Raw genomic sequence first — 15,573 nt, 5'->3', positions numbered from 1 at the left:
CCCATGAACTCTGACTATCTCGTCATCGGGGGTGGCCCCTCCGGGCTGTTGCACGCGTTGGCGGCAGCCCACGCTGGGCGTACCGTTACCGTCCTGGAGGCCGCTGATCATGCTGGCGGAGCTGTCTCTGACATCCTGCTTGATGGGGTGCGCCTCAACGGTGGCGCGGAATCCTATGCGATCGGTACCGGAGCGATGTCGGAGTGGATCGAAGCGCTCGGCCTGAGTGATCAGGTTGTTAGCCCGCAAGGGAATGCTTCCTGGATCCATTCGAACCACGGCCCGTTCCCGATCCCGGGCACGTCGCTATGGGGTATCCCCACCGAGCCGCTCAACAAGGACGTCAAGCGTGCCGTGGGCCGGTGGGGTGCCATCCGCGCGTGGGCCGATGCGCTATTACCCGGTAGCTTTGGCGCCAAGCCAGGCATCTCAACCTATGATTATGTTTCCAAACGTATGGGTCAACGCGTGGCGGACCGCCTATTGGTTCCGCTGATCACGGGCGTGCATTCAGCGGATCCACGCACGCTCGAGCTCGAAGCGCTCGTGCCTGGGCTGATCGATAACGTCAAACAGTACGGAAGCCTCAGGCGCGGAGCGCGTGCGATCCTGGACAAGCGGAGGTCCGCGAGCCATTCAGCAAAGACGGCGGGGGCTGCGGTTGCTGCGACCGTGCCGACGATGTCCGCGCTCATCGACGGGCTCGTGAATGTCCTCGCTCAGCGCGGAGGAACGCTTGAGACTGGCGTTCGCGTGACCTCGTTGCGCCGCAACCATAGCGGCGGCTGGACGGTAGAAGCAGACGATGGCCGCCGATACGAGGCCGCGAGTGTAGCGCTTGCAACCGACCCTGACACCGCCCGAGAACTCCTTGCTGAACCTGCGTCTAACATCGCCCGGCACATCCCTGAGGCTCCTGCTTCCCCTGTGCGGCTTGTCGCGTTGAGCGTGGTGAGCCCGAAGCTGGCGCTTAGTCCGCGCGGCAACGGAGTGCTCGTTCCGCCGGACACCCGCGGTGTGCGCGCTAAAGCGATGACGCATCTTTCGGCCAAGTGGGAACACATCGAACGTTTTGCATCCAAGGTTCCGGGGCGTGTGTTCGTGCGGCTGAGCTATTCACCTGTTGATGGTGAACTCCCTGACCCTGCACTGTTCCCGGAGCAAGCGGTCAAGGATTTGGCCGCGATGACCGGCGTCGACGCCGAAGACATCGAGGTCCGTGACTGGCTCATCCAAGACTGGCCCGTAACCCAGCGCAGGCGTCTGCCGGGCCACGCGGAATCGCTTGCCGCGCTCAGCATCGCGCTCAGTGAGGACCCAACGCTTGAACTCACCGGATCTTGGCGGGCGGGAACGGGTTTGGACGCGATCGCTCGCTTCGCGCGAACAACCCACGTGCCCCCAGCACCTTCCGGTACCACCGAACGATAGGCTTAAACAAACACCAATCCGCGGCCGGCAAGGCCCGTCTGTGATGGAGAGATAACTATGAGCAAAGCTGACATTGCAACAACGCAGGTGAAGTACTGTTCTTATAACGTTTATCAGAAGCTCGCTGGCCTGAGCGACGCAAACTTAGACGTTGAACGCGTCGTCGCAGACATCGAGGCCACCATCAAGTCCATCGAGGCCCGCGGTGTGGAAGTGCGTGGCTTCTACGACGTCTCTGGTTTCCGCGCCGAGGATGACGTCATGGTGTGGCTGACCGGCGATGATCCGGAGCAGCTTCAGAAGGCTATCCGCGAGTTCGAGAATTCGGAAGCCGCTGCTGGCCTCGACCGTGTGTGGCAGGCGATGGGTGTCCACCAGATCGCTGAATTCGCTCGCGCCCACATGCCGGCGTTCATGGATCCAGACGTCACGCCACGCAAGTGGATCACTGTTTACCCGTTCACCCGCTCCTACGAGTGGTACATCCTCGAAGAGGAAGAGCGTTCCCGCATGCTGCGTGAGCACGGGATGCTCGGCCGCCAGTATCCGAACGTCAACGCCAACACCGTTGCTGCGTTCGCGTTGGGTGACTACGAGTGGCTGCTCTCCTTCGAGGCTGATGAGCTGACGGAGCTTGTGGACATGATGCGTACCCTGCGTTACAGCGATGCCCGCTTGCACGTTCGTGATGAGTTGCCGTTCCACACCGGCCGCATGTTCGATGACCTCAACGAAATGGCGGGCGTACTGCTGTGACCACGGTTGATTTTTCTGATACCTCGATGCCGTGCAACATCGAGGAGGCCGAAAAGATCGATGCGATCCTCTTTGCGTCTTTCGGCGGCCCTGAAGGCCAAGACGACGTTATCCCGTTCCTGAAGAACGTTGTGCACGGCCGCGGCATCCCGGATGAGCGCCTCGAAGAGGTCGCGGTTCACTACCGTTCGATGGGTGGTAAGTCCCCTATCAACGACCAGAATAAGGCGATGATCGCAGCGCTCAAGGAAGAGCTGGTTCGCCGCGGCATCGACTTGCCGATCTACTGGGGCAACCGCAACTGGGAACCGTATATGGCTGAGACCGTCAAGCAGATCCACGCTGACGGGCACCGTGCGGCGCTTGGCATTGTGACCTCGGCTTATTCCTCCTATTCCTCGTGCCGTCAGTACCGTGAGGACTTCGGTATCGCGCTGGATGAGACGGGGCTCGCCGGGGAGCTGGATATTCGTAAGGCGCGCGTGTTCTTCAACCACCCAGGTTTCCTCGATCCGGTTGCCGCGCACATCCGTGAGGCTCTCGAGAAGTTCCGTGCTGAAGGCCACAAGGACGAACAGATCGAGATCCTGTTTACGACCCATTCGATCCCTAACACGATGGCAGAGACTTCTGGCCCGCGCGCAACCTGGGAACAAGGCTCAGGCGGCTGGTACGAAAAGCAGCACATCGCGGCCGCTGAGTACGTCATGGAGTCCGTGGGAGACATCGAGTGGCAGCTGGTGTACCAGTCGCGTTCGGGCCCGGAGTTCATTCCATGGCTTGAACCGGATGTCAACGATGTCATCGCCGAGCTTCCCGGTAAACGCACGGCCGTGATGGTGGTTCCGATCGGCTTCGTGACCGACCACATGGAAGTGGTGTGGGACCTCGACACTGAGGCGAAGGAGTCGGCCGATGAGGCGGGGCTTGCGTTCGTGCGCATCCCTACCGCGGGTGAGTCCCCTGAGTTCATCGCAGCGTTGGCTGACCTGGTTCAGGAGCGCCTGGATCCAACGTTCCCACGCAAGTGCGTGACTAGCTTCGGCCCAACATTCGATGTGTGTGGCGCCGGTTGCTGCCCGAATCAGCGTGCTATCAAGCCGACGACTTCCGCGGTCGATTCGGATTCTGATGTTGCCCATGCTGGTGAGCCGAGCGAACTTGCAGTCATGATCGCTGAACGTAAGGCTCAGCGTGATAAAGATCGTCAACAGGCTGGTGAATGATTTTTGGGTGAAGTGATGCGCATCGGAACGCGAGCTTCCAAGCTCGCTCTGACGCAAGCTGCTTGGGCGGCTGAGCTGACGGTAGGCAAGGACCGTTTCGAGCTCGTCCATGTCACGACCAAAGGCGATACGGACCGCCGTCATCTCTCGCAGATCGGGGGTACGGGCGTGTTCGTGAACGCTGTGCGTGAGGCGTTGCTGAACAAGGAGGTCGATGCGGTGGTCCACTCGCTCAAGGACCTTCCAACGGCTCCGGAGCATGGCATCGCGTTGGCGTGCATCCCGCACCGCGAGGACGTCACGGATGCGTTGTGTAGCCGCGACGGGATGAGACTGGCGGACCTTCCGGCTGGCGCGTCGGTGGGGACGGGTTCCCCGCGTCGTGCGGCACAGTTGCGTGCGATCCGCCCCGACCTTCAGGTTGTGCCGATCCGCGGCAATGTTGATACCCGTTTGGCTAAGGTGACCGACGGTGAGCTCGACGGCGTGGTTTTGGCGACCGCCGGCCTGAACCGTTTGGGGCTTGAGGAACACATTAGCGAGCGTTTCGACCCCAAGCAGTTCTTGCCGGCTCCGGCCCAGGGGGCGTTGGCGCTTGAGATCCGTGCCGAGGCTGCCGAAGGTACGTGGTACGGGGAGGCCCTGACTGCCGCTGACCACGCGGATACCCGTGCGGCGGTGCTGGCTGAACGTTCGCTTCTGCGTACGCTTGAGGCCGGTTGCTCTGCCCCCGTGGGTGCTTACGCGTCTGTTGAGGATGGTGTTCTCACGTTGCGTGGGGGCGCGTTCGCGACGGATGGTTCGCAGACGTGGGTTGACCATGTTGAAGGTCCTACAGAGAACGCTGTCGAGCTTGGCGCGGTCTTGGCGCAGCAATTGCTCGATGCAGGTGCCGGGACCGTGTTGAAGGCCTAGGTACAACACTGTTGGGCTACCTGCAATGCTGTTTCGGCCGTGTGCAGGTAGTGAGTTAGTCGATGATGGGATAGGTGCGTGTCAGACGGGCTCGGGGTGAGTGTTCCGAGGGTACTAGTTCCGCGGCCTGCTGGCCGTGCGGCACGTTTGTGTGCGGCCCTTGAGGACGCAGGTCTTGAGCCGTGTGCTCATCCCTTCATTGATTTCTCTTATGCTGATGCAGCGTTGATCAGCGCGTTCAACGAAAGGCTCGCCCGCGGGGGTTACGCTCATCTTGTTGTGACCTCGAAAACCACGGTCCAGGCACTCAGCTCCCAGGGCAACTTCGCGCCGCATGCCAGCGTTTCCGTGGTCGCGGTAGGCCGAGCCACCGCCGCTGCCCTTGAAGAGGCCGGCGTGCGCGTTGACCACGTAGCGGCGGGATCCGGCGAAGCCCTCGTTGCATCGTTCCCCCACTATGTAGAAGGTCCACGCTCGGTCGCGTACCCGGTCTCGGCCAAGGCTGGGCCCACCGTCAAAGATGGGCTCACACACTTGGGGTGGGATGTTGAACGGTTCGACGCCTACGCCCCGGTTCCAGCGCCACTTCCTGCCGAACTTCCAGGCCTCATCCGCGCTGGCGCCTTCCATGCATTGTTGCTGACCAGCCCGTATATCGCTGATCTGGTGTTGGCGCATCAGCCGCCGGACTCGACCAAGCTCATTGCGATCGGCAAGCCCACCGCCCAACGCATCCAGGAACACGGCTACCGTCTCGCAGCGCAAGCAGAGCACCCCTACCCCGCCGACCTCGTCGCAGCACTGCGCACGGTCTCACCAACACAAACCACTCAAGCCTGACCACCATTTAGTCTTAACCATCACCTAAGGAGCATCTGTTCATGGCGTTCCCACATCATCGTCCTCGCCGTCTGCGTTCAACAGCGGCGGTGCGTGCTCTCGTGCGCGAGAACACGCTGCGTCCAGCCGATTTTGTCCTCCCGGTTTTCATCCGCGAAGGCGCGACTGAGCCGCGCCCGATCACCTCGATGCCTGGTGTGGTCCAGCATTCGATGGATTCCCTCAAGCGCACGGCCCACGACGTCGTGAAAGCGGGCCTGGGCGGCATCATGCTCTTCGGTGTTCCGGAGACCAAGGACGCCGTTGGCAGCGCGGGTGTGGATCCGAACGGGATCCTCAACGTGGCTTTGCGCGAGGTGCGTAAGGAAGTCGGCGATGACACGGTCGTCATGAGCGACCTGTGCCTGGACGAGTTCACCGATCACGGCCACTGCGGCGTGCTCGCCACGGATGGCGACGCCCCTGCCACGGTTGATAACGATGCAACGCTTGCGATCTACGCGGACATGGCGGTTGCGCAGGCCGAGGCTGGCGCGCACATGCTGGGGCCTTCCGGCATGATGGACGGCCAGATCGGTGTGATCCGTGAGGCGCTGGATGATAAGGGGTACCAGGGCACGAGCATCTTCGCGTACACCGCTAAGTACGCTTCGGCTTTCTACGGTCCGTTCCGTGAGGCCGTGAACTCTTCCCTCGAAGGTGACCGCCGCACGTACCAGCAGGACCCTGCTAATTTGCGTGAGTCGCTGTGGGAGCTCGAGCAGGACATCGCTGAAGGCGCGGACATGGTCATGGTTAAGCCTGGCTTGCCGTATCTTGATGTTTTGCGTGCGGTCGCTGAGGCCTCCCCTGTCCCGGTGGGCGCCTACCAGGTTTCGGGTGAGTACTCGATGATCGAGGCCGCCGCCGCTCAGAGCTGGCTGGACCGCGAACGCACCATGCTGGAGTCTTTGTTGTCGTTCAAACGTGCAGGTGCTGACACCCTGCTGACCTATTACGCGCTGGAGGCCGCTGAACTTTTGGCTTCCGGCCGAGCACCGAAGGAGTTCCTGTGACCACTCAACACCGCGATCTGACGTATAGCGCTGAAGTATTTGAACGAGCCCAGAAGGTTATTCCGGGGGGCGTGAACTCGCCGGTGCGCGCGTTCGGTTCCGTTGGCGGCACTCCCCCGTACCTCGTTGCAGGTAAGGGTGCGCACGTGACCGATGCGGACGGCAACGAATACGTCGACCTGGTGGGTTCGTGGGGTCCCATGATTCTGGGCCACGCTCACCCTGACGTGATCGACGCCGTTAAGTCGGCAGCAGATCATTCACTGTCTTTCGGCGCTTCGCACGAAGGCGAGGTTGAGCTCGCTGAGCTTGTGACCTCGATGATCGCTCCCCTTGAGCAGATGCGCATGGTCAACTCGGGTACCGAAGCCACGATGTCAGCTATTCGTTTGGCCCGTGGTTTCACTGGCCGCGATGTGATCGTGAAGTTCGCTGGCTGCTATCACGGCCACGTCGACTCCCTGTTGGCTGAGGCCGGCTCGGGTCTTGCGACGTTCGCGCTCCCAGGTTCGGCTGGAGTAACCGAGGGAACCGCGAAAGACACCGTAGTTCTGCCGTACAACGACCGCGAGGCCGTACGCGAGCTGTTCGCTGCTCGCGGTTCCGAGATCGCCGCGATCATCACGGAAGCCGCACCGTGCAACACGGGCGTTCTGACCCCGGGCACCGAAGACGGCATCGGCTTCAACCGTTTCCTTGCAGAAACCGCCCACGCCGCTGGCGCACTGCTGATTTCGGACGAGGTTTTGACCGGCTTCCGCGCGTCCTCAACCGGCTATTACGGCGTGGACGGCGAAGGCTGGGCACCTGATCTCATGACGTTCGGAAAGGTCATTGGCGGCGGTATGCCGGTCGGCGCGTTCGGTGGCCGCAAGGAGATCATGGATCGCTTGGCTCCGAACGGCCCGGTCTATCAAGCCGGTACGCTCTCGGGTAACCCGCTCGCCACCGCAGCGGGCCTGGCCACGTTGCGTGCACTGAATGACGATACCCACGCGGCTGTTGCACGCGCATCGGAAGCTATCCAGAAGGGTGTGGACGAGGCGCTGACAGCAGCCGGTGTTCCTCACGCGATCAACACCGCAGGAACGTTGTTCTCGGTGTTCTTCCGCGACGGAGAGGTCACCAACCACGAGCAAGCCAAGCAACAGGACGTCGAGGCATTCGGCCGGTTCTTCCACTCGATGCTGGATTCCGGAATCTACCTGCCACCGTCGGCGTACGAGGCGTGGTTCGTATCCGCACAGCACGACGATGCGGTTGTGGACCGCATCTTGGAGGCCCTGCCAACAGCAGCGAAGGCGGCCGCACAGGCCTAGACCTCCAGTAGCTGTAGCAGCTTCGGAAGCGCTGACAGCGATGGGGTGGTCATTCCAGTTGGAATGACCACCCCATCGCTATGCATGGCTTTGTAGCCTCTGTCTATGCGAGCGGTGGCTACTGTGCGTTCGGCTTACCTTTGCCGAGCTTCTTCTTGTCTGTTTGTGCTGAAGGGTCGGCGGCATTCGCGGCTTCCGCGGCGGCCTTCCTGCGAGCCTCGATGCGCTTCTGTGCGGCGGCGCGAGCGGCAGCCCAGTGCGCGACCTCGCGGCCCTTCGGCGAAATGAACGACCACACAACAGCGATCACGAGCGCCGAAACAATGAAGACCAGCGAGAAGACCGTGGAAATCTCCGGAACCGGAACCGGCTTGCCACCGTTGATGAACGGAAGCTCGTTCTCATGCAGTGCGTGCAGGATCAGCTTGATACCAATGAACGCGAGAATCGCCGCAATTCCGTGCGTCAGGTAGATCACGCGGTCCAGCAATCCACCCAGCAGGAAGTACAGCTGCCGCAAACCCATGAGCGCGAACACATTCGCCGTGAACACGATGAACGGCGACTGCGTGATGCCGTAGATCGCAGGGATCGAGTCCAGCGCGAACATCACGTCAGTGATACCGAGCGCGAGGATGACCGCAGCCATCGGCGTCCACATCCGCTTGCCGTTGACGGTGGTGCGCAGCTTGGAGCCGTCATAGTGGTCGGCAACGTTGAGCTTGGAGGTCAAGCGCTTGACCAGGCCGGGCTGGTCCTCTTCGTCGTCCGAATGGTCCATGACCTGTTTGACCGCAGTCCACAGCAGGAACGCGCCGAAGATGTAGAAGACCCATACGAAGCGTTCGATCAAAACCGCACCGGCCAGGATGAACAGGCCGCGCGCGATCAACGCGATCACAATACCGATCATGAGCGCCTTCTGCTGCAGCTCACGCGGAACCGCGAAGCTCGTCATGATGATGATGAACACGAACAAGTTGTCGACGCTGAGCGAATACTCGGTGATCCAGCCCGCCAGGAACTGAAGCGCGTCAATCTGCCCCGCGAACGCCCACATGCACCCGAAGAAGATGAGGGCGAGCGCCACATAGATGCCAACCCAGATGCCGGCTTCCTTCATCGACGGCACGTGCGGGCGCCGCCCGATCACGATGAGATCGATCAGAAGAATCGCAACAAGCACGATCATCGAGCCGACTTCGAACCACAACGGGATTGGAGTCGTTTTGCTCGCTGTTGCCTCGCTTGCCGCGAGGACGGTCAGAGCAGTTAAATTGACCACTTGGTCCTTCCCACATCACCGGTTGGTCCGGTGAATCCTATATTCCGTTTAATTTTACGGGAGGCTTATTCGGCCGACTTCATGGCGCGCAATTCCTTTTTCAGATCGGCGACTTCATCGCGTAGGCGTGCTGCGAGTTCGAATTGAAGGTCAGCGGCTGCCGCGTGCATCTGTTCGGAGAGCTGCGCGATGAGCGTTGCGAGGTCTTCGCTCGGTGCGGCGATGGTGCCGCGCGCATCGGTCTTCTTGTCGTCTTGTAGGGCGTTGTAGCCGCGGTGGCCGGCGCCGTAGTCGAAGTTGCTGAGTAGTTCGTTGGTGTCAGCGTCTTCGCGAGCGAGCTGTTCGGTGATGTCCGCGATCTTCTTCTTGAGAGGTGCCGGGGTGATCCCGTGTTTCTCGTTATGCGCTATCTGGATTTCGCGGCGGCGTTCGGTCTCTTCGATTGCTTGTTTCATCGAGTCCGTCATCGAATCGGCGTACATGTGTACTTCGCCGTTGACGTTACGTGCGGCGCGGCCGATGGTCTGGATGAGGGAGGTCGTTGAGCGTAGGAAGCCTTCCTTGTCTGCGTCCAGGATCGCGACCAGCGATACCTCGGGCAGGTCGAGGCCCTCACGGAGCAGGTTGATGCCGACGAGTACATCGAAGGTACCCATGCGTAGTTCGGTGAGCAGCTCGACGCGGCGTAGCGTATCGACGTCGGAGTGCAGGTATTCGACTTTGACCCCGTTTTCTGCGAGGTAGTCGGTGAGGTCTTCGGCCATGCGCTTGGTCAGGGTGGTCACGAGCACGCGTTCGTTGCGCGCGACGCGTTCGTTGATCTCCCCGAGCAGGTCATCGATCTGGCCCTTGGTTGGTTTGACCGTGATCTTCGGATCCACCAAGCCGGTTGGGCGAATGATCTGCTCAACGTAACCGTCGGCTTGGGACAGCTCGTACTTGCCTGGTGTTGCAGACAAGTAGACGGTCTGGCCGATGCGTTCGAGGAACTCATCCCATTTGAGGGGGCGGTTGTCCATTGCGGAAGGTAGGCGGAAGCCGTGCTCAACGAGGGTCCGTTTCCGGGACATGTCGCCTTCGTACATTCCGCCGATCTGCGGAACGGTCACGTGGGATTCATCGATGATCAACAGGAAGTCGTCCGGGAAGTAATCCAGTAGACAGTGCGGTGCGGAACCGGCGTCACGGCCGTCGATGTGGCGTGAATAGTTCTCGATGCCGTTGCAGAAGCCCATCTGCTGCATCATTTCCAGGTCATAGGTGGTGCGCATACGTAGGCGCTGGGCTTCAACAAGCTTGTTTTGGCTCTCTAGCTCTTGGAGTCGGTCGCGTAGTTCGTCTTCGATGGTCCCGATCGCTTGGTGCATGCGGTCGTCGCCGGCTACATAGTGGGAGGCCGGGAAGATGTACATTTCGTTTTCTTCGCGCACCACGTCGCCGGTGATGGGGTTGAGGGTCTGGATCGATTCGATCTCATCCCCAAAGAATTCGACGCGTACCGCGAGCTCTTCATACATCGGGATGATCTCGACCGTGTCGCCACGCACGCGGAACGTTCCGCGGTGGAAGTCCACGTCATTGCGGGTGTATTGCATCTGCACGAACTGGCGTAGCATCTGGTCCCGGTCCAGTTCCTGGCCCACCTTCAGGGTGACCATCTGCTTGATGTATTCCTCTGGGGTACCGAGGCCATAGATGCAGGACACGGTGGATACCACCACGCAGTCGCGGCGGGTCAGCAGCGCGTTGGTCGCGGAGTGGCGCAGCCGCTCTACTTCTTCGTTAATCGAGGAGTCTTTCTCGATGAAGGTGTCGGTTTGGGGGACGTAGGCTTCCGGCTGGTAGTAGTCGTAGTAGGAGACGAAGTACTCGACAGCGTTGTTCGGTAGCAGGTGCCGTAGCTCGTTGGCGAGCTGCGCGGCAAGCGTCTTGTTCTGCACCAAGACAAGGGTTGGTCGTTGCACCGCTTCGATGAGCCATGCGGCGGTTGCGGACTTACCGGTACCGGTCGCGCCCAGCAGGACGACGTCCTTCTCCCCGCCTTCGATGCGCTGCTTGAGCTCCGCGATCGCTTGCGGCTGATCCCCTGCGGGCTCGAATTCGGAAACCACCTCGAACGGGTGGACGACACGATCAATTTTCTGCGCCAACGACATGCGTTAAGCCTAGTCGGTACCCCTGCCGCTATCAGCGTCACGCGGCACCGCGAGAATCGTGGCGACCGCCGCATCGACCGCTTGATGCAGTTCATCCACCGAGCCGTGATTGACCAGCACATGCGTTGCAACTTCACGCCGCTGTTCATCCGTCGCCTGCGCCTTGATGCGGGCGTGGGCATCGTCCTCGTGCATCCCGCGGTCTTCGACCATGCGGCGCACCCGTTCCATAAGCGGAGCCTCGACCACCATCACGTGATCGAAGCGGCCCGCCTGCCCGCTTTCAACCAGCAGCGGGATGTCCTCGATGATCAGCTGCCCCGGCGTTGCAGAGTCAGCGATCCGCTGCGCTTCTTCCCGCACCATCGGGTGGATGATCGCATTCAGGCGCGCCCGGGCACCCTCGTCGTTGAAGACCAAGGCGCCGAGGCGGGCCCTATCCAGGGTGCCGTCCGCGGTCAGCATATCGTCGCCGAACTCCGCGACGATCGCAGCCAGCCCACGACCTCCCGGCTCTTGTAGCTTGCGCACGATCGCGTCCGCATCGATGATGAGTGCGCCGTGCTCCTCAGCGAGCCGCCGCGCAACAGTCGACTTTCCTGCCGCGATCCCGCCTGTGAGCCCGATGCGCGGGTTGTTGCTCGGCTGATCCGTCACGTTGCCTCCATGAGTGCTCAGTCCTGCTGGCTGGGTCCCGCTCGCTGGGTCCTTCATCCACTGTAGTTGGCATCTAGACTGGAAACGATGACTTCCTCCCCGATTGAGCTTGCTGACCCGCACGTGCGGGCCTCCCGCTTTACGCGTTTGGCAGCTGAACACGTGCACGAGATCGAGATTCAACGTTCCGTGTTCCGCACCGTCCTGGCTCCCGTGCGCACCGAGGACGATGCCCGCGCTGTGATCGAGGAGCAACGCCGCTCGTTTCATGATGCACGGCACCACTGTTCTGCGTTCATTCTGGGCCCCGATCAGGACACGCAACGATCCTCGGATGACGGCGAACCGGCAGGTACTGCCGGCATCCCGATGCTAACGGCCCTGGTACAGCGTGAAACCTCCGATGAGCGCCGCGACCTCACGGACATCGTCGCGGTGGGGTGGTCACGCGCTGGTTTGGTGGGATCCTGTTGGGTGCAGGCGGCTTGGTTCGCGCGTATTCGGACTCGGTGTCGCAGGCTCTGGATGGCGCCCGCTTTGTGACGTGGCACCGGAAGCGTGAGCTTGTGGTGTCGGTGAATATGGCGCAAGCGGGGCGTGCTGAGCACGTGGTTCGTGGGCTGGGTTACAGCATTCTGGATACAACATATTCCGCTACGGGTTGTTGCATCACTGTTGCGGTGGCTGATTCGCCAGATGGCCTCGCCACGGCGCGTGCTGCTGTGCAAACGGCTTTCGCCGGCGAGGCCAAGATCGTTGAAGGGCGGGCGGTGTGGTCCCAATGACGGGTAGTGATGCGGCACAGGTTCCAGCGAGTTGGGGTTCGTTGCGGCGGTGGCCGGACATCGAGTCCCCCGAGTTGCGTGCCTGGGATGCCACTGACCAGCTACTTCTTCAGCATGGCCTCCAGCAGGCAGCCACCGAGGGCTTGTGCGGGGAACACGTCTTGGTTTTGGGTGACCGATATGGCGCTTTGACACTCGGGCTTGTTGAGGCTGGCTTGCGTGGGGTTGTCTCGGTTCAGGATTCTGTTGCGTTGTTGACCGCGTTGAAAGCTAACGCTGATGAGCTCGGCATGGCTGGGTTTTCTGCGTTTTCTTCGCTTGATGAGGTTCGCCGGCCTGCCGGTGGCGGGTTCGGTTTAGTGTTGTGGCAATTGCCTCGCTCTGTTGCTGAGGTTGAGTATTGGGCTGTTGCCTTGCGCGGGCTTGTAGCCGATAGCGCAACGGTGTGGGCTGGCGGCCGGGACAAGCACATGACACCGGCGATGAATAAGCCTCTCGAGCGTTGGTTAGGTCCGGTTCAGCCGCAGCGTGGACGCAAGAAGTCCCGCGTTCTGAAGGTTTCTGCCGGCGCGGGCTCGCTCGTTTCTAATGCCGGGCCGGTTGATTCTGATGCTGCCAGGCGTGTTCTGTATCCCGAGCCGCGCACTGTGCTGGTTGCCGGGAATAGAGTCACGTTACATGGGGATGCGCGGGTTTTCGGTCAGAACCGTTTGGATCCTGGTACTGCATTCATGCTGGAGATGATCTCTGAGCACGATATTGATCCGGAGCCGGGCCAGCGGGTTGTTGATCTTGGTTGTGGTAACGGCACGGTTGCGGTGTGGGCGGCTCGGCGTTGGCCGGATGTTCGCGTCGATGCGACGGATGATTCGGCTGCAGCTGTTGCAGCAACTGCCGCGAGCGCCCGAGCCTCTGGGGTTGCAGAGCAGGTACGGGCTGTAACGGCTGACGCGGGCGAGCACTTGATTCCACCGCTGGGCGAGCAGCCTTCGCATGCTGAGGTTTCACCTCGTCTTGTCTTGGTGAATCCGCCGTTTCATCAAGGCGCTGTCGTAGAGCGTGCCGTTGGCGAGAAGCTGTTGTTTGCGGCCCGTGAGATTGCGGGGCGTGGCGGCCGCGTCATCGCTGTGTGGAATTCGCATCTGCGGTACCGCGCGTTCTTGCGAGGGAACATTGGTCAGACTCGACAGCTGGGACGTGATGCAACCTTCACGGTCACAGAGACGAAGGTCTAGAACCTGCTGGAATAGACCTAACCGCCGCGGAACTCGTCGAGTTCTGGCGGCTAAGGCTGGTGCTCTAGTTTCGGCGGTCGATGGTCGCACGCCCCCGATAGGTCAATAAGTCAGTTCTCAGTGAGCAAGGCTTGTTAACGGCCGTGGGTGCCCAGGCATAAACCTGGGCACCCACAGGGTGCACTGCCGGGTCTGTCCCCGGATCTTTCCCCGGGTCTTTCCCACACCATGCCGGTTGAGCATCGTGCCGGGTCAGTTGGAGACCTTATCCCATATAAAGGCCGCACCATTTCCGACAGTGTCCTTGGCCTTATCTCCGAGCCACGAGCCGGCCTTACCGCCACCAACACCGCCGACGATACCGCCGACGACGGCACCGGCAGCTGTGCCTACGGGACCACCGAAGGAGCCGATTGCGGCACCTACAGCTGCACCGGCTTTGGCCCCAGCTATGCCACCTGCGGTGGAGGACGCGGCCATCGTTGCTGCACGGGCGCCCTTCTCGACTCCACCCATCTCTGGATAGGCTTTCGAGTCGGCTTGCCAGCTCGAAACACTCGTTGTGGCTACGCCAACGGCTGTACCCACGTGTCCAAGGTTCTTGCTGACTTTACCGAGGGTGTCGAGGTGGGACTGATATGCAGGATTGACAGGGATTCGGTTCTCGGAAGTGTTGAGCTGCATCAGTGTACGCCCGCCAAAGGCTTTGACGCTTTCTTTGAAGCCGTTTGGCTTCGCCATCGGGTTCCAGGAGGCGCCCATTGGCGTCCAGCCGGTAGCTTTGTGGACTAATATCATTGCGGTCCAACTGCTATCGGCAAATTTGTCCAGTGTCTTAGGCGCCTTCCACAGGCCTTTCGCGGCGGCGTCCAAGTTCACGGTGGTCCAGTGCTTGGATAGCTGGGTGTATTGGATAGCATACTTCCATTTATCGATCGTCAAAAGACCAATTTGCATCAGAGGGCCTACTGCGCCTCCGTAGCTGTTGTTCCGCGCAACCCGATCCCACAGCGCCTTGAAGAAGCTACCGACCATATTGCCGCCAGCCTCATCGGCTTTAGCAAGGTCGATACCTGCAACGCTGCTCGCCGTGTGACCGCCCACAGTAATACCCAGCAACGCGCCGCGGCATTGGTTCTGTGCACGGTCTTTGTTCTCAGCGAGCCGAGCGCAGTCGGCCTCGATCTCTTGCCTGAGGCGCTCTTTTTCTCTCTGCCCTTCGAGGTCGTCTGGTGGAGGGTTCATGGCGTTGTAGACCGCGATCTTCGCGAGGATCCGGTCCCGATCCCTGTTGAGGGCATCAAGTTCGGCTCCGTACGCGTCAAGAGCGGACTTCACACTCATGGTCGCTGCATCCAGCTGCCTGCTCAATGTTGATGGAGCGGTCATCGCGTTAATGACTTGCCCGGCTTCCGGGGCAAAGTATTGGCCGCCGATGGGGCTCCAACTGCTTTGAACGCTGTTCATCGCTGCAACGATGGAATCACCAGCTGAACTGATTCCGCTACCTGCTGCGCGGGCGGCTCCCCCGTCGTCAAGCTCTACGACGTTGAAGCCCACTCAGTTCACCCCCGGCATATCAATATTGCCTGGGACTGGGCACACGTTGGCAGACATCTGCTGATCCCCTTGGGCATACGAGCTCAGAGCGGCGTTTGTGCTGCTCGTTGCCATGTTAACTCGGCTGATCACAGTGTTGGAACCGGGTTCGATCGCGCCCATGAAGACCGCGGCCAAACCATTTGTCACAACCGGTGATTGCGGCAGAGCGTGCCCAGCGGCTGCGAACGCTTGTGAGAGCTCAAGCAACGCAGCCTGGAGATCATCAGCGGCGCTGTTGGTTGCTGTAACAGTCTGCGTAGCGGCCGCGTGATGGATATCAAAGTGCATGTGTCACATCTTTCTGAAAGAAC

Annotated in this window: 15 protein-coding genes; 10 read left to right on the top strand and 5 right to left on the bottom strand. The window is 60.9% G+C overall.

What is annotated here, in order from left to right:
• The first annotated feature begins 3 nt into the window (after positions 1–3).
• The 7 genes from HMPREF3160_RS09165 to hemL all read left to right on the top strand — a co-directional run bounded on the left by HMPREF3160_RS09165 (position 4) and on the right by hemL (position 7,542).
• Positions 4–1,431, top strand: a complete 1,428-nt coding sequence (locus HMPREF3160_RS09165; protein ID WP_035755618.1) for a protoporphyrinogen/coproporphyrinogen oxidase — start codon at positions 4–6, stop codon at positions 1,429–1,431.
• Positions 1,432–1,488: 57 nt separating this feature from the next.
• On the top strand, positions 1,489–2,187 hold the full coding sequence (gene hemQ, locus HMPREF3160_RS09160; RefSeq protein ID WP_035755616.1) for a hydrogen peroxide-dependent heme synthase: 699 nt from the start codon (positions 1,489–1,491) through the stop codon (positions 2,185–2,187).
• A 26-nt stretch (positions 2,188–2,213) separates the two neighbouring features.
• Complete coding sequence (locus tag HMPREF3160_RS09155; protein WP_083285620.1) at positions 2,214–3,413, top strand: ferrochelatase; 1,200 nt, start codon at positions 2,214–2,216, stop codon at positions 3,411–3,413.
• A 15-nt stretch (positions 3,414–3,428) separates the two neighbouring features.
• The gene (hemC, locus tag HMPREF3160_RS09150; protein ID WP_070508130.1) at positions 3,429–4,328 is read left to right on the top strand and encodes a hydroxymethylbilane synthase; all 900 of its coding nucleotides are present in this window, start codon (positions 3,429–3,431) and stop codon (positions 4,326–4,328) included.
• Between the two features lie 78 nt (positions 4,329–4,406).
• Positions 4,407–5,168, top strand: a complete 762-nt coding sequence (locus tag HMPREF3160_RS09145) for a uroporphyrinogen-III synthase (protein ID WP_035755614.1) — start codon at positions 4,407–4,409, stop codon at positions 5,166–5,168.
• A 41-nt stretch (positions 5,169–5,209) separates the two neighbouring features.
• Complete coding sequence (gene hemB, locus HMPREF3160_RS09140; RefSeq protein WP_035755612.1) at positions 5,210–6,223, top strand: porphobilinogen synthase; 1,014 nt, start codon at positions 5,210–5,212, stop codon at positions 6,221–6,223.
• A 17-nt stretch (positions 6,224–6,240) separates the two neighbouring features.
• Positions 6,241–7,542: a glutamate-1-semialdehyde 2,1-aminomutase gene (hemL, locus tag HMPREF3160_RS09135; RefSeq protein ID WP_035755682.1), complete on the top strand. Its 1,302-nt coding sequence runs from the start codon at positions 6,241–6,243 to the stop codon at positions 7,540–7,542.
• A gap of 118 nt (positions 7,543–7,660) precedes the next feature.
• On the opposite strand, the gene HMPREF3160_RS09130 is transcribed toward hemL, so the two are convergent.
• The 3 genes from HMPREF3160_RS09130 to coaE form a co-directional block, all read right to left on the bottom strand.
• Positions 7,661–8,734, bottom strand: a complete 1,074-nt coding sequence (locus HMPREF3160_RS09130; RefSeq protein WP_083285619.1) for a TerC family protein — start codon at positions 8,732–8,734, stop codon at positions 7,661–7,663.
• 158 nt (positions 8,735–8,892) lie between these two features.
• On the bottom strand, positions 8,893–10,983 hold the full coding sequence (gene uvrB, locus HMPREF3160_RS09125) for an excinuclease ABC subunit UvrB (protein WP_070508107.1): 2,091 nt from the start codon (positions 10,981–10,983) through the stop codon (positions 8,893–8,895).
• A 9-nt stretch (positions 10,984–10,992) separates the two neighbouring features.
• Entirely contained in the window at positions 10,993–11,640 is a 648-nt protein-coding gene (gene coaE / locus HMPREF3160_RS09120) for a dephospho-CoA kinase (protein WP_070508106.1), read from the bottom strand.
• 87 nt (positions 11,641–11,727) lie between these two features.
• On the opposite strand from coaE, the gene HMPREF3160_RS09115 reads away from it, so the two are divergent.
• Genes HMPREF3160_RS09115 through HMPREF3160_RS09110 form a run of 3 tightly spaced genes read left to right on the top strand, consistent with a single transcriptional unit; the run spans position 11,728 to position 13,660 of the window.
• Positions 11,728–12,183 carry an IMPACT family protein gene (locus HMPREF3160_RS09115; RefSeq protein ID WP_256174335.1) on the top strand — a complete coding sequence of 152 codons (456 nt, stop codon included), beginning with the start codon at positions 11,728–11,730 and terminating at the stop codon, positions 12,181–12,183.
• Complete coding sequence (locus HMPREF3160_RS10250; RefSeq protein WP_256174334.1) at positions 12,081–12,425, top strand: YigZ family protein; 345 nt, start codon at positions 12,081–12,083, stop codon at positions 12,423–12,425. Before HMPREF3160_RS09115 ends, HMPREF3160_RS10250 begins: the two co-directional genes overlap by 103 nt.
• Entirely contained in the window at positions 12,422–13,660 is a 1,239-nt protein-coding gene (locus tag HMPREF3160_RS09110) for a class I SAM-dependent methyltransferase (protein WP_070508105.1), read from the top strand. The genes HMPREF3160_RS10250 and HMPREF3160_RS09110 overlap by 4 nt, the downstream gene beginning before the upstream one ends.
• A gap of 252 nt (positions 13,661–13,912) precedes the next feature.
• On the opposite strand, the gene HMPREF3160_RS09105 is transcribed toward HMPREF3160_RS09110, so the two are convergent.
• Both HMPREF3160_RS09105 and HMPREF3160_RS09100 read right to left on the bottom strand, forming a co-directional pair.
• Positions 13,913–15,220: a hypothetical protein gene (locus HMPREF3160_RS09105; protein WP_070508104.1), complete on the bottom strand. Its 1,308-nt coding sequence runs from the start codon at positions 15,218–15,220 to the stop codon at positions 13,913–13,915.
• Positions 15,221–15,550: a hypothetical protein gene (locus HMPREF3160_RS09100; protein WP_070508103.1), complete on the bottom strand. Its 330-nt coding sequence runs from the start codon at positions 15,548–15,550 to the stop codon at positions 15,221–15,223.
• Positions 15,551–15,573 lie beyond the last annotated feature (23 nt).

The sequence above is a fragment of the Arthrobacter sp. HMSC06H05 genome, assembly GCF_001807395.1.
Taxonomy (GTDB): domain Bacteria; phylum Actinomycetota; class Actinomycetes; order Actinomycetales; family Micrococcaceae; genus Pseudoglutamicibacter; species Pseudoglutamicibacter albus.
Note: the sequence above shows the minus strand (reverse complement) of the source record. Positions and strands in the feature narration are given on the sequence as shown.